This is a genomic window from Paenibacillus mucilaginosus 3016, assembly GCF_000250655.1.
GTDB lineage: Bacteria > Bacillota > Bacilli > Paenibacillales > NBRC-103111 > Paenibacillus_G > Paenibacillus_G mucilaginosus.
On the sequence record NC_016935.1, the window covers coordinates 6435514 to 6456873 of the forward strand.

The window sequence follows — 21360 nt, forward strand, 5'->3', positions numbered from 1 at the left end:
GCTCGGGGATCCTGTGCTAATCGGGTTCAGATCATTTAAGCGTGAACGACCGGCATAGCCGTCGATTGGAAGTAGATCGACTCCAGTACGTGGAGCAGCGCCTTCACCGTATCGAGCGAGGTCATGCACACGACGCCGTTCTCCACCGCTTCGCGGCGGATCCGGAAGCCGTCGCGCTCCGGTGTTTTGCCCTTCGTCAGGGTGTTCACCACGAAGTGCGCTTCGCCGCCGCGGATCAGGTCAAGAATGTTCGGCGTGCCTTCGCTCAGCTTGTGAACGCGGGTCACCTTCAGACCGGCATCCTCAAGCGTCTGCGCCGTGCCGCCTGTCGCGATGATGCGGTAGCCGAGCCGGTCGAAGCCGCGGAAGATCTCCGTCGCTTCCTCTTTGTCCTTATCGGCGATCGTCGCGATAATCGCGCCGGCCGGCGGCACCTTCATGCCGGAGCCGATGAAGCCTTTGTACAGCGCCTTGGCGAACGTTTTGTCGCGGCCCATGACTTCGCCTGTCGATTTCATCTCCGGTCCGAGCGTCGTGTCTACGCGGCGCAGCTTCGCGAAGGAGAAGACCGGCACTTTCACCGATACATAATCATCTTCCGGCCACAGGCCCGTTTCGTAGCCCATGCTCGCGAGCGATTCGCCCGTGATGACGCGGGTGGCGATGTTGGCCATCGGAATCTTCGTCACCTTGCTCAGGAACGGCACGGTCCGCGAGGAACGAGGGTTCACCTCGATCACGTACACTTCATCCTGGAAGATAACGAACTGGATATTGACGAGACCGACGATCTGCAGGCCTCTGGCAATCTTCGTCGTGATGTCGACGATCTTCGCTTTGAGCTCTTCCGAAACCGTCTGCGGCGGATATACCGAGATGGAGTCACCGGAGTGAACGCCCGCTCTCTCGACGTGTTCCATGATACCCGGAATCAGAACGGTCTCTTTGTCGCAGATCGCGTCGACTTCCACTTCCTTGCCGAGCATGTAGCGGTCGATCAGAACCGGATGCTCCGGATTGATCGTCACGGCGTACTCCATGTAGCTCAGGAGCTCTTCATCGGAGTAAACGATCTCCATCGCGCGGCCGCCCAGTACGTACGAAGGACGGACGAGAACCGGATAACCGAAGCGCGAAGCCATGCCCACCGCTTCGTCCACGGAAGTAACCGTGCCGCCCGGCGGCTGGGCGATGTCCAGCTTGCGCAGCAGCGCTTCGAACTTCTTGCGGTCTTCCGCCGCATCGATGTTCTCCAGATCGGTACCCAGGATGCGCACGCCGGCTTTGGCCAGCGGTGCCGCCAGGTTGATGGCCGTCTGGCCGCCGAACTGGACGATAACGCCGATCGGCTTCTCGCGCTCGATGATGTTCATGACATCCTCGAAGAAGAGCGGCTCGAAGTACAGGCGGTCGGACGTATTGAAGTCCGTCGATACCGTCTCCGGGTTGTTGTTGATGATGACCGCTTCGTAGCCCGCGTTCTGGATCGCCCATACCGCGTGAACCGTCGAGTAGTCAAACTCGATGCCCTGGCCGATCCGGATCGGACCGGAGCCGAGCACGACGATCTTCTGCTTCTCGGTTTCTTTCACTTCATCTTCCACTTCATACGTGGAGTAGTAGTAAGGTGTCGTTGCTTCGAACTCGGCTGCGCACGTATCGACCATCTTGTAGACCGGCTTCAGGCCGAGGCCGAGGCGGTAGGAACGGACGTCCGCTTCCTTCGTCAGGTTGAGCCCATTGCTTGCGGCCGCGCGGATCTCGGCGATCGCACGGTCCGTGAAGCCTTTGCGCTTCGCTTCGAGCAGCAGCTCTTCGGTCAGCTCCGGCTGGAGCAGCTCGGCTTCGAACTTGATCATCTTCTCGAGCTTGTGCAGGAACCACCAGTCGACCTTCGTCAGATCCTGCAGCTGCTGCACGGTGTATCCGCGGCGCAGCGCCTCGGCGATAAGGAACATGCGCTCGTCGTCCGGCTTCACAAGACGCAGCTCCAGCGTCGCCTGGTCAAGCTTGTCGGTATCCTTCAGGCAGAGGCGGTGTACACCGATCTCCAGGGAACGGATCGCCTTGTGGATCGACTCTTCGAAGGTCCGGCCGATCGCCATGACTTCACCTGTTGCCTTCATCTGCGTACCGAGCTTCCGGTTCGCCGCCGTGAACTTGTCGAACGGCCAGCGCGGAATCTTCGATACGATGTAGTCGAGCGTAGGCTCGAAGCAGGCATACGTCTGGCCCGTTACCGGGTTCACGATCTCATCGAGCGTGTAGCCGATCGCGATCTTCGCCGCCATCTTGGCAATCGGATAACCGGTTGCCTTGGAAGCCAGGGCCGAGGAACGGCTGACACGCGGGTTCACTTCGATAACATAGTACTGGTAGGAATGCGGGTCCAGTGCGAACTGCACGTTGCAGCCGCCCTCAATGCTCAGGGCGCGGATGATCTTCAGCGATGCCGAACGGAGCATCTGGTACTCGCGGTCGGACAGCGTCTGGCTCGGCGCTACGACGATACTATCGCCGGTATGTACGCCGACCGGGTCGAAGTTCTCCATGTTGCAGACCACGATACAGTTATCGTTCGCGTCCCGCATGACTTCGTATTCGACTTCCTTCATGCCCGCGATGCTTTTCTCGACCAGACACTGGTTGATCGGGCTGTACCGGATCCCGGAAGCGACGGTCTCGATCAGCTCTTCTTCATTGGCGCAGATCCCGCCGCCCGTACCGCCGAGCGTATAAGCCGGACGCACGATGATCGGGAAGCCGATTTCGTTCGCGAAGTCAACCGCTTCCTGCACCGTCGTCACGATGACGCTCTCCGGCACCGGCTGCTCGAGCTCGCGCATCAGGTCGCGGAACAGGTCGCGGTCCTCGGCCTTCTCGATCGCCGTCAGCTGGGTGCCGAGCAGCTTGACGTTCTCGCGCTCAAGCACGCCCGCACGTGCCAGTTCTACCGCCATGTTCAGGCCCGTTTGGCCTCCCAGCGTAGGGAGAAGTCCGTCCGGACGCTCCTGGCGGATGATCTGGGTTACAAATTCAAGGGTGATCGGTTCGATATATACTTTGTCGGCCATGTTCGTATCGGTCATGATTGTGGCCGGGTTGGAGTTGATCAGAACAACTTCGTAGCCTTCTTCTTTGAGTGCCTGGCAGGCTTGGGTGCCGGCATAGTCGAATTCCGCCGCTTGTCCGATGACGATAGGTCCCGAACCGATAACGAGGATTTTTTTGAGCGAATTATTTTTCGGCATAGTGCAGCTCCCCTTTCGATACGGATGTGTACTCCGTGCTGCCCGCTTGGTAAATCGCGGCGATCTGCGCCTGTCTTGGCAGCATCGGATGGTTGGCTTTATGGTCGCGGATCAGCTGAAGGAAGTCGTCGAACAGATAGCTCGAGTCGAACGGTCCCGGAGCCGCTTCCGGATGGTATTGTACCGAGAAGGCCGGATACTTCTTATGACGCAGGCCTTCGATGGTCCGGTCGTTGTTGTTGATATGCGTAACTTCCAGCTCGGTACCGGCAATGGATTCTTCTTTCACCGTGTAGCCGTGGTTCTGGGAGGTAATGTAGCAGCGGCCGGTAGCCAGATCCTTCACCGGATGGTTGCCTCCGCGGTGGCCGAACTTGAGCTTCTCGGTATCGGCGCCGGCAGCCAGTGCGAACAGCTGGTGTCCGAGGCAGATGCCGAAGATCGGGAATTCGCCGAGCAGCTGGGCGACCGTCTTCACCGCATGCTGTACATCCTTCGGATCCCCAGGGCCGTTGGAGAGCAGCACGCCGTCCGGAGCGATACGGCGGATCTGTTCAGCCGTGGTGTTCTGCGGCACCACGACGACATCGCAGCCGCGCTTGGTCAGGTCGCGCAGAATCCCGCTCTTCGAGCCGAAGTCGATCACGACGATGCGTTCTTTGGTGCCCGGGCAGTGGAACACGTTGTTCGTGGAGACGCGCGGCACTTGATCAGTCATCAGCGGAACGGCTTTCATCTGCTCGAGAAGCTCTTCCACACGCTTGTTCGAAGTCGTGAGCAGCCCCTTCATGACGCCGTGGTGGCGGATGCGGCGGGTCAGCATCCGGGTGTCGATGCCGGAGATGCCCATGATGTCATATTCCTTGAGCAGCGAGTCGATCGAGTACTGGGATCTCCAGTTGCTCGGCACTTCCTCATGCTCGCGCACCACGAAGCCGTGGATGAACGGGCGGATCGACTCGAAGTCGTCCCGGGTGATCCCGTAGTTGCCGATGAGCGGGTATGTCATCGTCACGATCTGGCCGCAGTACGACGGATCGGAGAGAACCTCCTGGTAACCTGTAATCCCTGTATTAAAAACGACCTCGCCGACCGAGTCGCCGGAACCGCCGAATGCTTTGCCGGTAAACACTGTACCGTCTTCCAACACCAATCTTGCTTGCATGAAGTCTCACTCCTTTGTCGTAAATGCACCGGGTACCTCTGTTAAAAGAGGGGCTTTGTGCTGTGACTGCTCCTTTTGCGGGCTTCGGATTCCGAACAATCTGCCCCCGTGGGCTCTGCCTGTTTCGGATCCGCCTTCCCGAAGGGAGGTCAATGGTACTTCGTTTATCCGATCATAAACCTCGATTATTCGCCTAAATACGTTATGCTTGAGAGCTCGGCACGGTTACTGCCCATACCAGTGGTGATGTGCCGGGCTGCCGCGCCAAAGCGGTCCAGTCCGGGCGTCTTCCTTATTCGGCCGACCAGACCACCTGTCCGCCGACCATCGTCAGGGACGGCCAGCCGCGCAGCTTCCAGCCGGTGAACGGCGTGTTCTTCCCTTTGGAGAGGAACTCCTCCGGATTCACTTCCTTCTCCGTCTCCAGGTCGATCAGCGTGAGATCCGCCGTCTTGCCGACCTCCAACGTCCCCCACGGCAGACCGAACACCTGCGCCGGCAGCTTCGTCATTTTGTCGACGAGGAACTCCAGCGTCCACTCCCCTGTCGCCACGAACTTCGTGTACAGGAGCGGGAAGGCCGTCTCGAAGCCGGTGATGCCGAACGGCGCGAGCTGCATGCCGCGGGCCTTCTCTTCGGCGCTGTGCGGCGCGTGGTCGGTGACCACGATGTCGATCGTGCCGTCCACCAGGCCTTCGATGCACGCCTGCACGTCGCGCGGGGTGCGCAGCGGCGGGTTCATTTTCCAGTTGGCGTCCATGCTGTCCGGAATGTCTTCGTCCGAGAGGATCAGGTGGTGAGGGCACACCTCAGCGGTGACCTTGATGCCGAACTGCTTCGCATGGCGGATGAGGCGGACCGACTGTTCGGTGCTCACATGGCAGACGTGGTAGTGGACTCCCGTGGCTTCCGCAAGCAGAATGTCACGGCCTACGTGAATCGCTTCGGATTCGTTCGGAATGCCCTTCAGTCCGTGCTTACGTGCGAACGCGCCCTCGGATACCGCCGCCCCTTCGACGAGCGTGTTTTCTTCGCAGTGGGCGATGATCGGCATGCCGATCGAAGCGGCCTTCGCCATCGCATCCTTCATCATCTGCGCGCTCTGCACGCCGACGCCGTCATCCGTGTAGCCGATGACGCCGGCTTCCTTCAGGGCATCGAAGTCCGTCAGCTCGCGCCCGAGCTCGTTCTTCGTGATACACCCGTAAGGCAGCACGCGGACGATCCCTTCCGTCTCGGCCTTGTCCAGCACGTACTTCACCGTCTCCACCGTATCGATCACCGGCCGGGTATTCGGCATGCAGGCGATCGTCGTGAAGCCCCCCTTGGCTGCCGAGCGCGTACCGGAGGCGATGTCCTCCTTGTACTCAAACCCCGGCTCGCGCAGATGAACGTGCATGTCGATGAGCCCTGCCGTCAGCAGCTTGCCCGCCGCATCCACCACCGTGTGTCCTGCCGTGTCCGGCTGACCCGCTTCCGCATCCACGATGCGCTCCACGACACCGCCGTCCACCAGAATGTGCTTCTTCGTTACCTCACTGCCGGCTGCCACCACGCTGGCGTTCACTATCCAAATCCCCATGGAAACCTCCGATCCTGTTATCAACAGCTTCTTATATATAGTAGAGAGCTTGGTTCAAGCTCCGGAACCACGTTCAGGTCTTAGCTCAGTGCCCGTTCGATGACGGCCATCCGGATCGGTACGCCGTGACTCATCTGCTGGAAAATCTTCGATTTCTCGCACTCGACGAGCTCGTCGTCGATCTCGACGCCCCGGTTCACCGGAGCCGGGTGCATGATGATCGCGTGGGGCGCCATGCGCGCCGCCCGCTCCACCGTCAGCCCGTAGGCCGCCCGGTATTCCTCGGCCGAGCCGAAGAGCGTGCCTTCGTGGCGCTCGAGCTGCACGCGCAGCATCATGACCACATCCGCCTTCAGCGCTTCGTCGATCGTCACGTACGGGGCGTGGCCGGCGAGCTCGGCGGCCTGCATCCCCTGCGGCGCACAGAAGCTTACTTTGGCGCCCAGCGCCTGCAGCGCCCACAGGTTCGAGCGGGCCACCCGGCTGTGCTGGATGTCGCCGATGATCGCCACGTTCAGGCCCTTGATCTCGCCGAACTGCTTGCGCATCGTGTAGAGATCGAGCAGCGCCTGCGTCGGATGCTCGTTGTTGCCGTCCCCCGCGTTGATCAGCGGGAACTTGATCTTCTGGGCGAGCTCGGCGAGCAGCCCGTTCGGCTTCATCCGGATGACGCCCGCGTCGACGCCCATCGATTCGATCGTGCGGACCGTATCGTAGATCGACTCCCCTTTTTGCACCGAGGAGACGGCGGCGGCGAAGTTCAGCACCTCCGCCCCGAGGCGCTTCTCCGCGACTTCGAAGGAGAACCGCGTTCTCGTGCTGTTCTCGAAGAACATATTCGCTACAAACCGGCCCTGCAGGCCGTTCGATACCTTCACCGGATACTGTTCCCAGTATGCCGCTCTATCCAGAATGGACGTCAGTTCGCCGGCCGTCATGCCTTTGGTGCCAAGCAGATGCTTGTCTGTGTGTACGCTGAGCTGTGTCATTCGGTTGGCCTCCTCTGTCCTGTAATGATGACCTGGTCGACGCCGTCCACCTCGGACAGCTTTACTTCGATCGACTCCTGCTTGGAAGTCGGGATGTTCTTCCCGACGAAATCCGGCCGGATCGGCAGTTCCCGGTGTCCCCGGTCCACCAGCACCGCGAGCTGGATCATCTGGGGTCTGCCGAGATCCATCAGCGCGTCCATCGCCGCCCGGACCGTCCGGCCCGTGAACAGCACGTCGTCGAACAGGATGAGCTTGCGTCCCTGCACAACCAGCTTCTCCTGCCCGTCGGCCGCAGCCGATTCCTCACCGCCCGTGACCGCCGTCTCCAGCGAGACGATACGGTCGTCGCGGTAGCGCGTGACATCCACTTCCCCTACCGGCGCCGGGATGCCCTCGATCTCGCGGATCCGCTCCGATACCCTCCGGGCCAGATGGATGCCGCGGGTCCGGATTCCGATCAGGAGGCAGTTCTCGAAGCCTTTGTTCTTCTCCAGTATTTCATGGGCAATCCGGGTGAGCGCCCGCCGCACAGCGATTTCATCCATGAGCACATGCTCTGTTTGCAGCATCGCGGTCCGTCCTCCTTCATCTCTCAAGGCCTGAGCCTCTGTGAAACTCCTGCGAAAATAAAATAACCTTGCCGTCATGGCAAGGTTATGTGTACACCCGAACAGAACCGTCCCAGGGAGATTTCTACGCATGGCAGCGCCAGCGGAAATGCTCCGAGTGGAGAATCCGATTCATCGTTCACCTTGCCAGCCTCACGGGACTGTTTTTAAAGGTGCTATGCAGTTACCAAGGATTATCCCACGTTCGACACGGCTTGTCAATACTTCCCGAATTCCCGTTAGGGTTTCATTCGATCTTCACCCCGCCAGGATTGCCCTACCCCGGTGTTTTATGCTATGAAAGGAGGAGTGCTCTCTCACTTCCTCCAAGCCTTTTATAATGCGTATTTCACATCTCTTTCTTCCATTAATTATTTTGATTACTTGAAGTGGATTGTGTTTTGTGAGCACTGTTGTGAGCATGGAAACTTCTATTGTTTCAACCGTTCTCCCAGGAACACGAAATCCCTCGGCTACTATATCCTTCTCCTGTAGAGAATTCACCAGGACGTTAGGTATTAAGCCTCCCCCCTTTTTAAACCTCTGCCAACTCGCCTGCAGGTAATACCCTCCTCCAAAGTACTCATTCCATCGCTGCCATTTCTTCGACCACTCCGTCCGGCTCATGCGCTTGATCTGCACCTCCATGAGATAGGCGCGGCCTCCAAATATGAAGAACACATCCGGAGCGAAAACCCGCTCCTTGCCGGAATACATGTATGGCTCCCGCAACTCCTCTTCAAAATAAGCCCTTGGATTGTTAACTAGTAGCTTCAGTATACCAGTCACCAGCAATAAAACTGTTTTGCAGGAGTCAGGGCTGCTAACGCTACATTATTAAAGAAAAAAGGCAGATTACCAATTTTGGGAATCCACCTTTAAAAAAGATTATTAAGTTGTTGATTTACTGTTTTTATATCTGTCAAAAGCTTTATTTGAGGCTTCCAGGCTTTTATCACCATAAGCGAGATCAACAGTCCCCCCATATATGCGCCACAATTCTTTCAACTGATTGTATATATTATTATCCTCTACAGTAAATAGGTCCGAAAAATAAGGGTGGACTTTGAGTTCTTTTAACCACGCGACACCTTGTGATAATTTCTTACTCTCATCATTTTTCATAGCCTCGAGATTATTTTTGGGTACAGGAGCATCGAACCCCATCTTCGGCCAAACATTATAGCCCCATTGAATAGTTCCAATTTCTGCTCTAATTGCACTAGTTGTATACGATAGGTTTGGATTATCTTTCTTAGCAGTGAAAAAACCTCTGCGCTGTTCTTCTACCATGTTTCCAAAGACTCGCGGAGGGTCTGTTGTGCCTTTAGTACTTTTCTGACGGTGGACTTCCAGCAAAGAGTATCTTAGTTCATTCTTTCGCCGTACGAATTTAAATAGAGTATCTTGAAATCTGATCCCCTCCCTAGCATTGTACACTCTTGCACAAAACGAGCCATCCCTTAGATCTAATTCAACATCCATATCATGACCATCCTTAGTTACTTCATGGGTCTGATTACCATAATGTTCAGTTAGTGAATCATATGATATTAATTGCAAGAATAACCTTGGATTATTATTAAAGAGTCGGTTGACCACCTTGTCTTCTAGTAGCATATTCTTGACTTCTTCGTATTTCCCTTTACACTTTTTTAAAGCAGAACCGGAACTGACAATTATTAAATAACCATTTTCTTTTTTATCAATTATCTGCTGCAGTTCTACATCATTATTTATGTACTGCGGTTCTTCATCCTCATTTATGTGCTCCAGTTCTTCAACCTCATTTATGTGCTCCAGTTCTTCATCATCATAGAAATTATACTTCTCCTTCAGCTCTTCTTCTCCAGCATACAAGACTCGATTTGGCAATTTTTCAAACTTTATATTTTTATATAGTGCTTTGAAATCTGTGGTGTCCGATTCCTTCTGTTCTTCACCATCCAAATTAGTAAATAAAAGTATAAGTTCATTCAGCCCCATTGTGTTCAAAATTGCCCGTTCGATTTTTTTATTTAACTTTTTTATGATCTCTTGTTTAATTTCACCTATAATACTCGTTTCATTTTTCTCTGAAAGAATTCCAATGAGTTCAACCAAGTCATCCCTGCCAAGTTTCTTGGTATCTAATACTTCATTTTGTTTAAACTTTTTCGGAAGTTGTTCCCATAAATCTTCATTATTAAACTCATCAATAATCACTCTCTGTACCGTCCCTCGATTTACCCCTAAGTTTGCTTTTGGTTTAAGGTTTAAAGGTTGAGTCACGGAAATGTCCTGACCAACTTTGTTTACCCTCTCCCCAATCTCCTCTGCTTCTTTTTCCAAATTTGGTTCATCATTCACTATTATTCCATTGTCCATCTGATATGTAGGCTTAACTCTCCCCTGTCTTTGCTGTACTACATGCCACCCCTCGTGGGAAAGATGCCGTTCTTGGCCAGAACCAACATGAATCTCATTTCCCTGAGCGTACGCTAATGCTTGTACTCCTGCAGGTTTACTTGAATTGTAATGCACCCGAACGTCAGATAGATCCATCCCAGACAGTTTTTCCAGCCCAGATTTTATGTGCTCTGGAAAACCTGTTTTATTCTCTTTTTTCTCCGTGGATTGGGGAGTATTGGTATAGTTAGGGATAGACGATCGTAATAATTGTGTCACAGCTCGGTTGCCAAATTTTTTTTGTAATTGCATGATTGAGGCCGGGGTAAGTTTTGACAATGAAGGAGTAAGATTACTAAGGCTATAACCTTGGCTTGCTTTGGTAGCAACATCAGATGTTTTGGATGGTGATTTTCCTTTATAGTCAGATTGATGCATAGGCATTTAATCACTCCTAAAATTATTGTTGGTATAAAGAATCAAGGCTGCCTCAACCACTCCCTATGGCGCTCTAATCTCCTTAAGGGAAACATAACTCCTATTTTTTCCTATATCTAGTATACACAAAAAATACTTATAATTCCTTTCTTTATAAAAGTAGGAAAATCTTTGATTTTTGGTTACCAGAGTAGGAGTGGCAAGCCGAAACTCAATGCTCTGGTGAATGGTCACACCTTGCCGACGCTGCCGGTAGCGTGTACCGGATCTCGAGGGGGCTTGGCCGACCTGTGGAAGAAATTTGGGTGTCAAAGGATGAAGCGAAGGAGAATGACTATGTACCCACCAGAAGTGCTGAGGGAGATCGACTTCATGACGAAAGAACTGGAGAAGATTAAAAAGCGTCATGGAGAGGACTCCTTTATCTATCGGATCGCTCTCGCCGGTGCTCGGTCAAGATTGTTGGAGCTCACTCCAATCAAGAAAGACGACAAAGAAGCCCCCTGATGATCAGGAGGCTTCTTTGTCGCAAACTACCTTGTATGGGCACGTGGTTGCATCCAGCTGGTCGTGGCGTTTCAAGTCTAAAATAAAATTTAGAAAACTTATACAGTTTCAAAGTTCGGTATAATTATGTCTGTATTTATTTTCCTACAATATAAGGGAGTGTTTCTTTTGAAAGAGATTATTTACTTAGACACATCATTCCTGCATTCATTCATTGCCCAGCTAAAAGAAGGACTTCCGACCAGCCACGTGAGAGAATTTTTGGAGCAAGAGACACAAACTACTTTAGATGCTACCCAAAAAGAAAGCACTCATGAGGTATCTGGAGAAGCTTCGACTGGCAGTGTTACCATCCCACAATTCTTTGCTACACCGTCTGGCAAAGGAGCATATAAGTATATAAATAAAAACCGTCTGGATAACTCTTTCACATTAAGCCAATTAGACGCCGGTAAAGAAATTATCTCTAAGCAATTACATGACAATGCATTAAGCGACTTCGAGGAATATCTGAATGATGATAATGTCTACTGCACTACTAATGACGCTTTTGATAAACAGATTGATATTGGGAAATATATAAAAATTATTCATCCATTTGAGATTTTTGATTTAAGTTATGTTAAAAAGTCTCTTGATGTCTCCATCCTAAAAGAAATGGCACTACTTGCAAATTCGGGTGTTGTTCCCGCAAAAAATGGACAAAAAAAATTGAATCCAGATGTAGAGAAAGGTATGAATTCCTTTGATGTAATACTCCGATTTCTCACTAATATTTTGCCTTCTAATCTATGTATTAGACAAGGGAATTTTATTTCCGCATTGAAAGAAAAATATGTACGTGAGACAAACTCAGAATTAATATTTAAATATGGCACGAAATCTTCATTAAAACTAACGGTATTAGGGAAAGTAACTAGGGAGTTTGATGAGTTTGATATTGATATGTTTAATAAGGGAGGGATGTTCTCTCATATTACTGAATCAATCACAGGCGTTACCCGTCAATTTATTGATGAAGTCAAGTTAATAAAAAAAGGAGATATTATTATCTCCCCTATTGCTATTTATTTCGAATAAGCTTGCGATTTTTTGAGCGTTCTTCCATATGCTTTCTTCCTGCTTCTATACGTTTGGAGGTTTGTTCTAACTCCGAATCAAAGTCTTTTTGTTTTTGGTTGGTTTTGCGAAACCCCTCAGTTATAAAGTCGATGATTCCTTTATGAGTGAACATTGTTCCTTCACCTCCTAACGTTATTATATGCAACATAACTTAAGATTGCCACTTTTTCTTATTATTTAAACACAATCAGCGCTTCCAATCGCAGTGATAAATGGAAGCGCTGATTTATCTAGAGAATTCTTCACTTATACTGCTCGAATGAATTTAACTTTTTCCCGTGCCAAGAATATATAATTTTCATCAGAGCTTATTGTGATCGACTCCTCAGAAATCTGATCGACTACTCCTCTTGCCACTTCTTCCTTTGTTCCTCTGGGCGTCTCCAATTGATATACCACTTCTACTGTGTCGCCCACTTTGACATTCTTGTCCATGATAATCGCCTCCCGATTAGAATAGTTTTCCACATCACTCCTTTATTTATCGGTATAATAATAAATTTATTAACACGAAAAAATCCCCCCAGCCGCAGCCAGTGGGGGATTCGTTATTTCTTCTCCACAGCGTTGTGATCAGCACGGGATTCTTGATCGTTGAGCAAATCCCACATAAAGCTATCTTAAGGCTAAAATGATTTTCTTTACAGAGTCCAGGTTGATGCACATTACGCCTTCATATATACCTTCAACGACTATGAATGCCGATGAATACTGTTCACAAATATCGATGAAGATTTGGACATGGTTTCTATCCAATGCTAAGCTAAGCTATAGTTACCATACATATGGCTGCGTATAATTGGTGACGAAAAGAAAAGGAAATTCTAAATGAATGCGGAGGCTTAATTGAATGGCAGAGAAGATTGTTTCACTCTCATCTTTATGGACAGAGGAAATCAATAAAGTACCTCCCAATTTTTATAAAGATCGTTTTCAGAATTTGGTTGCTGTTTTACACACCTCGGATGTACTATTAGAGGCTTTAAATAAAAAAAAACTAAACCCAGTTAAAATGAAGCCCCTTGATTTTATTTGTATGCATTATTTTGCTCACGCTTATAATCTTGCAACCTCTATTTTTTATCTTTGCAAAAATGGAATGGGTTCCAGTTGCATTATACTTATTAGGGCCTTATTAGAATCATTGATAAACTGTTCATATTTATGGCTTTGCAAGAAAATTAATGGAAATGAAAATGAAAGAAATGCTTGGATGGAATACGAATATATAGAACGATCTAAAATGTCAAATCTATGGAGTAATATGCAAAAGAACCGACAAAAAATTAATATTCCCTTAGTACAACCTAATGATCTGTTCACTCAGGAAAAGAGAAACGAACTGAGTGTTGCAAGAAGTCAATTCAAATTAAAATATGGAAGTGAGAACTGGGCGGTGCACCCAAATGTTGATGAGCGAGCACGAAGAGTTGATTCATGTAGAAGTTTTTATGATCATACTGGAATTTTTCTTGAAGAAGACTATGTAACAATCTATAAATGGGCTAGTGAACTTGTTCACGGCTCACCAGCAAGTGCGAGTTCTTTTATTGATGAATCATTCAATTGTGGTTTACAATTTGAAATCGGAGCTTCAAAGAAAAATATTGATATTATCCTTCCTATATGCACAAGAATAATGATTGGCATGTTATTCCTTCTCAATCACATTTATCATTTAGATGTGGATTTAACGGCTCAACTTAGGACAGCAGGGTTAAACAAAGTTCAGGACAGAAAGTAACCGCTTGAGCCATATTGTAGCCTATCGGCAATACTATTGGACATGAAAAGAATGCAAAATAAATCGCCCCACCATTTCGGCAGGGCGATTTTTCTCATTTCTTTGCAACAACGTTATGATCTAACACGGCCTTCTCGATAGCGGCACGGGTCTCTTCTGAGTTAAGGGTAAGGCCGATCTAGTTCAAATGGCCCAGCACATACTGCTTGGCCTCTTGCTGTTTCTTATCGCCGCCAAAATCCTTGAAGGCCGCCTCAACCAGTGGTGGACTTTGCGTTAGATCACCTTTTGATCGCTGCTAGTGCCCGAGTCTGTCAGTTTGGCGGGCTGCACCTTGGCATTGTGATCCAGCCAAGCTGTATGGATCGACGCCTTAATCTCGTCCACGGAGAGATTGATACCCAGTTGCCCAAGCTTCTTGGATGCATACTGATAGGCTGCGTCCAGCTTGGCATCCCCGCCCATTCCCTTGTACAGCGTTTCGGCGTGAGCAAATGCCTCTGTGCCGACTTTATTAAGGACTTCACGCTGTGCATCAGTAGTCTGTGCTTTGTACAGCTCCAGAGCTTTCTTTTTGACTTGCCGGAGGCCCGCAAGTGCAATCAATGCGGCAATGGTAAGAACGGACTGCGCAATTTCTGTGATATGAGGTTGAATGATTTCCAGGATCATGATTAGATCGCTCCCTTTTCAATTAAGTTTTTGAGAATGACAGCCAGTTCGGCGAATTCCACCGATTCATCGGGCGAATGATCGTCTTCAATACCGCCCACTTCTTTCAGCCAGGCGACCGACTTCTGCTTCCAGTTATCACCCGATGGGGAGGCAGCCGGCGGCGTGATCGGCCCGTTCTCCACGATCCAGATCAGAAGAGCATGGTTCACCACACGCTCCCCGGCCCCCTGGTTCTGACCCAGGCTGCCCTTGCCCTTCTGGGCCAATACGCTGGAGCCGCCTCCATCGAAGTTCAGCGCCCAGGTGCATCCCTTCGACTGCATGTACAGCGTAGCTTCCTCGAGCGTCAGGCCCTGATCGTACTGCGTCCGACCGTCTGCCACAACAATATGCAGATCTCCCGACGCATCCAGGCCGAATACTGTCCGTTGCGCGCGGCTCATGCCTATGTCATCAGGCACTTCCTGGAGTACGCGGTAGTAATCCCAGCATGGGTTGCCATTTTCGATCAATAGGGGCGCCCCCTGCACCAGAACATCCCATTGCACGGTCGGGTCCAGCTGCCCAATCTGTGGCCGCCCACCCTTGACACCAAACTCGTACCAGCTAAGCATCTTGCCGTAGGCCTGGGCTATCACCTGGCCGTCAGCGACCGCATCCCCCAGCACTTTTCCGTCCCAGAAATACGGTGCATTAGTTGCAAAATCCGCTCCGTATTCCGCGAGCAACTCAGAGACCTTGGCGCCGGTCCGGGCCACAAACTGAAACCGAAGCTTTTTACCATCAAGCTTCAGGTACCGGACATCTGTGGCCTTAATCTTGTAATCCCCATCGCATCGCTTGAGCACGCCACTCTGGGCATAGATCCGTTCTTTCAAAACCGCAGGAAGCAACTTCAACCCCATCCTTTCAAATACATCCCTTTTGAATCTGTTGTGATCAAATAACGTGTGGTGTGGGCAATCCTTGCCGTATACCACTTCGTGCGGTTGCAGATTTTCCCATGACGTAAATCCTTGCTGAAGCATAATTTTGGCGACCACATCGACCGCGTTGCGGTATGTAGCCAGATCAAGCGGCTCTCCTGGTTCCACTGCCTCGCAGGCAATCTCCACGCCGATCCAGTAGGTGTTATAGTCGCCATTGCCGTCGCCGGCGTGGTACGCATTCTCATCATAGGGAATGTGCTGAGTGGCACTGTCCTTATCGACTGTCACATGCCAGCTGACGACCCGGTCCTTGACCGTGGCCATATACTCCCCATGCATTTCATCGCCCGCCCCGTCCTTCCAGTTGTTCGTGGTATGAAAAAGGACGCCGCGCGGCTGGCGCTTGCGTCCTGGACGATTCTTGCTCCCTGCAGGGATAAATTTTTGCTTGATTGTGATCATAGGGTCCTCCTTATGGATTGAACGTCTTCCCTCTTCTTCATGGCTGCTCTCCTTTCTTGTCGATCTTACGCAGGCAGATGAACAGGTCGAATTTATTCTTGTAAGTCATGACCGCGAGGATCACCAGCCCCGCCGTTGTCCCCACCTGTGCGAGCAGCCACGCGAGTAGCTGCCATGCTTCAATGTCAGGATTCCAAAAACCAAAGACTTCCGACGCCCGGATCCAGACCGCCACGAGCATCTTGACGGTATAGGCGGACAAAAAAAAGAGCATCGCCAGCAGAAATGCGCTGACAACACCCTTCTTGAATCTCTCCAGAAAGTACTTCCGATGCGCGGAGATGATATAAATCGAGCTGCTGAGCGTTACGGTGTACAGCAGCAAAAGCATCATGTCGATGAATTCGATCATGGGCTATTCTCCTTTTTCATAGATCAGGTATTTCGCAAAGTTGTTCCGCTGTATTTCCTCCTGCAGCTCCCGGGACACGTCGCGATAGCGGTCTATGCTGATAGAAACTCTTCTGGATGCATGGTTAAGTTCTATCTCTTTGTCCTGGAGCCACGGGGCGAGTCGTTTCAATAATCGCATAATCACGACGCCTCATCCTCCCCTAGGTTTATCCCTCTTCAAGTTCTTAACCACGTCGCGTATCTCTTCTAACGGCCCCCTGATCTCATTGATCGTTTTGGTTAGCTCATCACGGTCCTCTTCCGCCTTGTCCAGCAGTTCCCGCGGCACGATCTTGCCGGTCATGAAGAGCCGCAGGACGTAGAGCACAACGACCAATAAAACGATCGCCAGTATCAGGGCTACGCCATATCTTTCAGCGAGTCTTGCCGTCTGCTCCACTTGAACTAATTGATCCGGAGTCATCCCCTCGCTCCCCTCTCGGTCTATGATAATAGCCCCGATCGGCTCGGGGCTAACTTGTTTAGAGGTATTAAGCTGTGTTGCTTTGAACTGTGACTTCGTTCCATTGCGACTGGTTTTCGCCGCCCGCATACATACCAAATTTGGTTCTGCCGGCATACTCTGTCGCATCCGCTGCGGCGAGCGTGAAGTCCATAACAGCCGTCGCACTTCCTTCGAGGTACACCTTGATGTTGTTACCAGACACTACGATTTTGATTTCATGGCTCGTTGTCGTGTTGATCGTGGCGGCCACCTCGTGCAGCAACGTGGTGGTTGCGGCTCCCGTGGCGTCACTGCGTTTATACAGCTTGAGCTCTTTCCCCGCTGCAGCAGCATCGTACCTGACGTAGAGGTAGTTCGTGCCGTTCAGGCCACGGAATACGAAACCTTGTTTGCCTCCGGCCGCGAAGACTTTATAAATGAGCGTGTAATCTCCGGAAGGAGCTCCTGATTCGTTATAAATCTTGTCCCCGGTGGTTCCGATATATTTTGCCGAACCGTTGACAAGCTGCCAGTTAGCTGGCGTGGTAGCCACCAAAGTATCCCAAGGCTGTCCGGTTTCTGGTGTATGCCCATCAAGCGAACCGTCGGGACCAGAGAAGGTATCCCTGAAGTACACTGTAGGCCCACCTGTCGGCGCTGCATCCGTTGTGACGGCCAGTGCCGGTGAAGCTGTAGATGTATTTCCGTTCGCATCCCGAGCTTTTAAGGTGAAGTTGTACGGGGTCTCCGGGTTCAATCCTGGGATGGTCGTCTGTGTTTCCGTACCCACCGTAACCGCCGTAGGGCCTCCTTCGATAATGTAATTCGTGACGCCAACGCCTCCCGGATTAGGGTTATCGGTGACAGCAGTCCAGGAAAGCGTGACACTGTTATGTGTCTTGCTGACCAGTGTAGGCCGTGCCGGCACATTCGGTGCGGTGTTATCCGTTACAGGAGTGCTTGTCGCAGCGTTGCTTTGTACAGTGAGCTCGTTCCATTGGCTGGTATTTTCCCCGCCTGCATACATCCCTACTTTGGTTCTTCCCGCGTATTCCGTCGCATCCGCTGCGGCGAGCGTGAAGTCCATAGCAGCCGTCGCACTTCCTTCGAGGTACACCTTGATGTTGTTACCAGACACCACGATTTTGATTTCATGATTCGTTGTCGTGTTGATCGTGGCGGCCACCTCGTGCAGCAACGTGGTGGTTGCGGCTCCCGTGGCGTCACTGCGTTTATACAGCTTGAGCTCTTTCCCCGCTACAGCAGCATCGTACCTGACGTAGAGGTAGTTCGTGCCGTTCAGGCCACGGAAGATGAAGCCTTGTTTCCCGCCGGCTGCATAAACGTTATATAGGAGAGTGTAATCCCCCGAAGGCGCGCCTGATTCGGTGAGAATCTTATCTCCCGTTGTTCCGGTATACTTCGCCGCGCCGTTGATAAGCTGCCAGTTAGCTGGCGTAGTTGCTATTGAGGTATTCCATGGTGCCCCGGTCTCTGGCTGGTGTGCATTGAGGGGACCATCAGCACCGGTAAACGTATCCCTGAAGTACACTGTAGGCCCGCCGCCTGCCGGGGCTGCGTCGGTTGTGACTGCCAGCGCTGGAGAGGCCGCGGATGTATTTCCGTTCGCATCCCGGGCCTTCAAGGTGAAGTTGTATGAGGTTTCTGGATTAAGGCCGGAAATGGTAGTTTGAGTGCCGGAACTAACAGTTACGGGTGACACCCCACCTTCCACAATGTAACTTGCTACGCCGACGCCTCCCGGATTAGGGTTATCAGTGACCGCCGTCCAGGAAAGCGTGACACTGTTATGTGTCTTGCTGACCAGTGTAGGCCGTGCCGGCACATTCGGCGCGGTGTTATCCGCTGCTACTGGGGGCTTAAGCGTTGCAAGGAATCCGACTCCGGAATCAGCCATTTTCGTGCATCCCAATGGATTCGGATGGACACGGTCCCGCTGATAGTCCGTGTCATAGTCCATGCCAATACCGAACATGTCCCACACTGGGCATTTCATGTCGTAGGCGAGCAAACGCGCCTCCGCGTTATGGTCCATGAGGCTGTTGCCTAATTCGTTCTTATCTTCATTTCTTACCAGATCCTCTGGTGGGCCATCCCGCGGTAGGGAAATGGCAATGACGACGATTGCGTTAGGATTCCAACTCCGGATCAGGTTCACCGTTGCCCTAATCGTTCCCATATGGTTGTCGTCCGTCGTGGTATCGGTGTAGACACCTTTTTTAATCCTAAGCCTTGGATCGTTGCCGCCAGAGTACAGAATGTACACATCCCCGGTTCTATCCCATGAATTCCGGTTGGAGTAGATCGAGGTATTCGTCGCGCCAAGGGCTGTCTTCCAAGACCAGGGCTTCCCCGGGTATCCATATTTAATAACGGTCGCCCCTGATTTGGCCGCAAGTTTGGTAGACCATCCCTGGCCGTCAGGCACGTCCACTTCAGCAACTACAGAGTTACCGATCAGGATAATTTTTTTGCCTTTGAACGGTTGGGCAATGATAACACCTCCGCCATCGCCCCCCACCCCCTCTATAACCCCGGTGACACTACGCATTAGCCTTCCTGAACTTGTTTTGACTGGCGTTCGTTTCCTAACCCTGCTCATAACAAAATCACGCCTTTCTTCTGGATTTATGCAGAAAAAAGCAAGCAGCCGGCTATTCGGTGCTTGCTTCTAATGCCTTCTCTTCAGTTCCCTTTTCTTGATCGATCTGCTCTTGCCTCTCCAGTACAGAAAGAGCTGTGTACAATTCCCGCTCTTCCTGTTGCAGTACATACATTTGTGACTGAATCTGCATGATCCGTTGTTTGATCCCATCTTTCATCGCTGATTCTCCTCCTGTGTGGATATGCCCTCTTTAAGATTAATCCTCTCGGTAACAAACCCTTGAACTCCCTGCGTTGCTACTTCAATAGGACCGATCGCGTCCGGCTTGAGCAGCAACATTGCATTGGAGGAGAGCATGTTTCCCTCATTATCAAATTTCTGATAGGTGACTCGATACTGCATCAGCTCACCATCTTTATTGAAATTCTGAGTGATAGACATGATATTGATCTTCATGGTTTACCTCCTATCCCGCCGCGTAATTGAACCGTAGGTTGTGATATCCAAGACGCCATGCAAGAACCCTGTACATGAACTTCTTCCCGGCTGGCCCGTGAATCGTAAAGCTGTCCGCGCCCCGGACAGGTACGGTAAACCCGTTACCGTCAATCCCCGTAACATGAACCTGGTAATCATCCCCGTAAATCTCGACGGTCTCCAGGAAGATAGGGTCCATCTGGATCACAACGGATCCGTCATCCCCGATCTGCCCCTCACCAAAGTCCTCGAATCGGTTCTCTGGACTCTCCATGGCATACAGCAGCTGCTCGCCATGGCTGGCCGTTTGGACAAACGCTGATTTTGTACCGCCTACGCTAAAAGCTTTCTCTACGCGGAATTGGGTAGTGTTCCACCAAGCCGTCACCTGATTGTTCGCGAAAATCTCCATCTGTCCGTCCGAGTTCCAGTTAAACCCGGTGTCATGGTCGCCAATTGCTACGGATATCGCAGGCGCACTGTTCATGGGGTTTTGGGCCGCTCCGTTATGGAGGAACGTCTTTCCAAATACGTTAACCTGGCCACGGCCGCGTACGGAGAACATAGGATTCCAACCGTTAAACAAGCTCACCGCCTCGAAGATACTTGTATCGTCATTGGCATATCGATTCGCCACGATTGCACCAACTGAAGAAGTCGAATCCTCGTAGTTGACGATATATGCCCCGAGTTTTACTCCTGCTGGAACCCCAATGAAAGTATCTGCTTGAATTTGCCTCCCTGGTTGCCGGCGGACATCAAGCGAAATGTTGTAAAAATCATTCGCTATAGTTACGGTTGGATGAAATACACCTCCATTTGTTGCCCCATGATCCATGGTGCCTAACTGTACACCGCGGTTACCAGCAATACGGGTACCATCAATGTTTTTCGTTGAGGTCTCATCGAAGTAACGAATAAAGTGATTCGTATCGGCACCATTTGTACTCCGGAGGTAAAGCGGTCCTTCATTCAGGTTGAGGGAGTATCCGGTGCCTAGATTGAGATTCCGGCCGCTGGTCCAGATATCTCCGGTATTACCGCTTAGCTTCCAATCAACCGTCCGGCCATCGCTCGGCCTTACCGCCCGGAAAAGAAAACCCTCGCCACCCATTCCATCATTGGCGGTATTAAAAATCTGCTTAATCCGGTATTTGTCAGTACCCATCGTTTCATTTTCCATGTTAAGGACTACATCGTGGCCCGAAGCTCCAGTCGCCTTAACGGTGAGAAAAGCATTATCGGCATCTCTTGTAACGGTAAGACCGCTGAACTGAACAGCGTCAGCCTTCTTCAGTGATTGATCAAAGTCGCTCTTATGAACAGCATTCTTCTGCAGCTCATCAAGTGCGGCATATGTTCTGTGCCATTGCCAGTTAAGCCAATTCGCTGGCAAGGGGTCGTCAATTTTGTGACCTATGGTTTTGTCGTCCTCTGGCGGTTCCACCCCAGAAGCGTACCACTCTGCTAATGGTGAATTGAATGCCATAGCGCCT

21 protein-coding genes are annotated in these 21360 nt (G+C 51.2%); 3 read left to right on the top strand and 18 right to left on the bottom strand.

The window, feature by feature from the left end:
• Positions 1-35: 35 nt before the first annotated feature.
• From carB to PM3016_RS26480, 7 genes are all read right to left on the bottom strand, one after another.
• Positions 36-3251, bottom strand: coding sequence for a carbamoyl-phosphate synthase large subunit (carB, locus tag PM3016_RS26450; RefSeq protein WP_013917724.1), 3216 nt, complete (start codon positions 3249-3251; stop codon positions 36-38).
• On the bottom strand, positions 3238-4416 hold the full coding sequence (locus PM3016_RS26455) for a carbamoyl phosphate synthase small subunit (protein ID WP_014371545.1): 1179 nt from the start codon (positions 4414-4416) through the stop codon (positions 3238-3240). Before PM3016_RS26455 ends, carB begins: the two co-directional genes overlap by 14 nt.
• A 292-nt stretch (positions 4417-4708) precedes the next feature.
• On the bottom strand, positions 4709-5998 hold the full coding sequence (locus PM3016_RS26460; RefSeq protein ID WP_014371546.1) for a dihydroorotase: 1290 nt from the start codon (positions 5996-5998) through the stop codon (positions 4709-4711).
• Between the two features lie 80 nt (positions 5999-6078).
• Complete coding sequence (locus PM3016_RS26465; RefSeq protein WP_013917727.1) at positions 6079-6987, bottom strand: aspartate carbamoyltransferase catalytic subunit; 909 nt, start codon at positions 6985-6987, stop codon at positions 6079-6081.
• Positions 6984-7559 carry a bifunctional pyr operon transcriptional regulator/uracil phosphoribosyltransferase PyrR gene (gene pyrR / locus PM3016_RS26470; RefSeq protein WP_013917728.1) on the bottom strand — a complete coding sequence of 192 codons (576 nt, stop codon included), beginning with the start codon at positions 7557-7559 and terminating at the stop codon, positions 6984-6986. Before pyrR ends, PM3016_RS26465 begins: the two co-directional genes overlap by 4 nt.
• A 297-nt stretch (positions 7560-7856) precedes the next feature.
• Positions 7857-8387, bottom strand: coding sequence for a hypothetical protein (locus PM3016_RS26475; protein ID WP_148279708.1), 531 nt, complete (start codon positions 8385-8387; stop codon positions 7857-7859).
• Positions 8388-8489: 102 nt separating this feature from the next.
• The gene (locus tag PM3016_RS26480) at positions 8490-10430 is read right to left on the bottom strand and encodes an eCIS core domain-containing protein (protein ID WP_014371548.1); all 1941 of its coding nucleotides are present in this window, start codon (positions 10428-10430) and stop codon (positions 8490-8492) included.
• Between the two features lie 330 nt (positions 10431-10760).
• Here PM3016_RS26480 and PM3016_RS38855 point away from each other — a divergent pair, with 330 nt between their 5' ends.
• A complete protein-coding gene (locus tag PM3016_RS38855) occupies positions 10761-10931 on the top strand; it encodes a hypothetical protein (RefSeq protein ID WP_014371549.1) in 171 nt (56 codons plus the stop codon).
• A 168-nt stretch (positions 10932-11099) separates the two neighbouring features.
• Positions 11100-12011: a DUF6414 family protein gene (locus PM3016_RS26485; RefSeq protein ID WP_014371550.1), complete on the top strand. Its 912-nt coding sequence runs from the start codon at positions 11100-11102 to the stop codon at positions 12009-12011.
• Here the strand turns inward: PM3016_RS26485 and PM3016_RS38860 are convergent.
• Both PM3016_RS38860 and PM3016_RS26490 read right to left on the bottom strand, forming a co-directional pair.
• Positions 11995-12165: a hypothetical protein gene (locus PM3016_RS38860; RefSeq protein WP_014371551.1), complete on the bottom strand. Its 171-nt coding sequence runs from the start codon at positions 12163-12165 to the stop codon at positions 11995-11997. The two genes, PM3016_RS26485 and PM3016_RS38860, sit on opposite strands and share 17 nt — an antisense overlap.
• 134 nt (positions 12166-12299) lie before the next feature.
• A complete protein-coding gene (locus PM3016_RS26490; protein ID WP_041619521.1) occupies positions 12300-12488 on the bottom strand; it encodes a hypothetical protein in 189 nt (62 codons plus the stop codon).
• Between the two features lie 415 nt (positions 12489-12903).
• On the opposite strand from PM3016_RS26490, the gene PM3016_RS38260 reads away from it, so the two are divergent.
• On the top strand, positions 12904-13797 hold the full coding sequence (locus tag PM3016_RS38260; protein WP_014371553.1) for a DUF5677 domain-containing protein: 894 nt from the start codon (positions 12904-12906) through the stop codon (positions 13795-13797).
• A gap of 276 nt (positions 13798-14073) precedes the next feature.
• Here the strand turns inward: PM3016_RS38260 and PM3016_RS26495 are convergent, their stop codons facing one another.
• From PM3016_RS26495 to PM3016_RS26530, 9 genes are all read right to left on the bottom strand, one after another.
• Positions 14074-14469 carry a phage holin, LLH family gene (locus PM3016_RS26495; RefSeq protein WP_014371554.1) on the bottom strand — a complete coding sequence of 132 codons (396 nt, stop codon included), beginning with the start codon at positions 14467-14469 and terminating at the stop codon, positions 14074-14076.
• A gap of 2 nt (positions 14470-14471) precedes the next feature.
• Positions 14472-15863 (bottom strand): phosphodiester glycosidase family protein, encoded by a 1392-nt coding sequence (locus tag PM3016_RS26500; RefSeq protein WP_014371555.1) that lies wholly within the window; start codon positions 15861-15863, stop codon positions 14472-14474.
• Between the two features lie 37 nt (positions 15864-15900).
• Positions 15901-16275: a hypothetical protein gene (locus tag PM3016_RS26505; protein ID WP_014371556.1), complete on the bottom strand. Its 375-nt coding sequence runs from the start codon at positions 16273-16275 to the stop codon at positions 15901-15903.
• A gap of 3 nt (positions 16276-16278) precedes the next feature.
• On the bottom strand, positions 16279-16461 hold the full coding sequence (locus PM3016_RS26510) for a hypothetical protein (protein ID WP_041619249.1): 183 nt from the start codon (positions 16459-16461) through the stop codon (positions 16279-16281).
• A 6-nt stretch (positions 16462-16467) separates the two neighbouring features.
• Positions 16468-16740, bottom strand: coding sequence for a hypothetical protein (locus PM3016_RS26515; protein ID WP_014371558.1), 273 nt, complete (start codon positions 16738-16740; stop codon positions 16468-16470).
• Between the two features lie 67 nt (positions 16741-16807).
• Complete coding sequence (locus PM3016_RS40925) at positions 16808-19333, bottom strand: fibronectin type III domain-containing protein (RefSeq protein WP_014371559.1); 2526 nt, start codon at positions 19331-19333, stop codon at positions 16808-16810.
• Between the two features lie 103 nt (positions 19334-19436).
• Positions 19437-19604, bottom strand: coding sequence for a hypothetical protein (locus tag PM3016_RS38865; RefSeq protein WP_014371560.1), 168 nt, complete (start codon positions 19602-19604; stop codon positions 19437-19439).
• Entirely contained in the window at positions 19601-19843 is a 243-nt protein-coding gene (locus PM3016_RS26525; protein WP_014371561.1) for a hypothetical protein, read from the bottom strand. Before PM3016_RS26525 ends, PM3016_RS38865 begins: the two co-directional genes overlap by 4 nt.
• A 10-nt stretch (positions 19844-19853) precedes the next feature.
• On the bottom strand, positions 19854-21353 hold the full coding sequence (locus PM3016_RS26530; RefSeq protein ID WP_014371562.1) for a hypothetical protein: 1500 nt from the start codon (positions 21351-21353) through the stop codon (positions 19854-19856).
• Positions 21354-21360: the final 7 nt, after the last annotated feature.

Coding starts and splice junctions, on each gene's coding strand:
- PM3016_RS38865 (WP_014371560.1), bottom strand. CDS start 19,604: ATGAAAGATGGGATCAAACAACGGATCATGCAGATTCAGTCACAAATG.
- PM3016_RS38855 (WP_014371549.1), top strand. CDS start 10,761: ATGTACCCACCAGAAGTGCTGAGGGAGATCGACTTCATGACGAAAGAA.
- carB (WP_013917724.1), bottom strand. CDS start 3,251: ATGCCGAAAAATAATTCGCTCAAAAAAATCCTCGTTATCGGTTCGGGA.
- PM3016_RS26505 (WP_014371556.1), bottom strand. CDS start 16,275: ATGATCGAATTCATCGACATGATGCTTTTGCTGCTGTACACCGTAACG.
- PM3016_RS26530 (WP_014371562.1), bottom strand. CDS start 21,353: ATGGCATTCAATTCACCATTAGCAGAGTGGTACGCTTCTGGGGTGGAA.
- pyrR (WP_013917728.1), bottom strand. CDS start 7,559: ATGCTGCAAACAGAGCATGTGCTCATGGATGAAATCGCTGTGCGGCGG.
- PM3016_RS26495 (WP_014371554.1), bottom strand. CDS start 14,469: ATGATCCTGGAAATCATTCAACCTCATATCACAGAAATTGCGCAGTCC.
- PM3016_RS38860 (WP_014371551.1), bottom strand. CDS start 12,165: ATGTTCACTCATAAAGGAATCATCGACTTTATAACTGAGGGGTTTCGC.
- PM3016_RS26500 (WP_014371555.1), bottom strand. CDS start 15,863: ATGATCACAATCAAGCAAAAATTTATCCCTGCAGGGAGCAAGAATCGT.
- PM3016_RS40925 (WP_014371559.1), bottom strand. CDS start 19,333: ATGCGTAGTGTCACCGGGGTTATAGAGGGGGTGGGGGGCGATGGCGGA.
- PM3016_RS26480 (WP_014371548.1), bottom strand. CDS start 10,430: ATGCCTATGCATCAATCTGACTATAAAGGAAAATCACCATCCAAAACA.
- PM3016_RS26460 (WP_014371546.1), bottom strand. CDS start 5,998: ATGGGGATTTGGATAGTGAACGCCAGCGTGGTGGCAGCCGGCAGTGAG.
- PM3016_RS26515 (WP_014371558.1), bottom strand. CDS start 16,740: ATGACTCCGGATCAATTAGTTCAAGTGGAGCAGACGGCAAGACTCGCT.
- PM3016_RS38260 (WP_014371553.1), top strand. CDS start 12,904: ATGGCAGAGAAGATTGTTTCACTCTCATCTTTATGGACAGAGGAAATC.
- PM3016_RS26525 (WP_014371561.1), bottom strand. CDS start 19,843: ATGAAGATCAATATCATGTCTATCACTCAGAATTTCAATAAAGATGGT.
- PM3016_RS26490 (WP_041619521.1), bottom strand. CDS start 12,488: ATGGACAAGAATGTCAAAGTGGGCGACACAGTAGAAGTGGTATATCAA.
- PM3016_RS26465 (WP_013917727.1), bottom strand. CDS start 6,987: ATGACACAGCTCAGCGTACACACAGACAAGCATCTGCTTGGCACCAAA.
- PM3016_RS26455 (WP_014371545.1), bottom strand. CDS start 4,416: ATGCAAGCAAGATTGGTGTTGGAAGACGGTACAGTGTTTACCGGCAAA.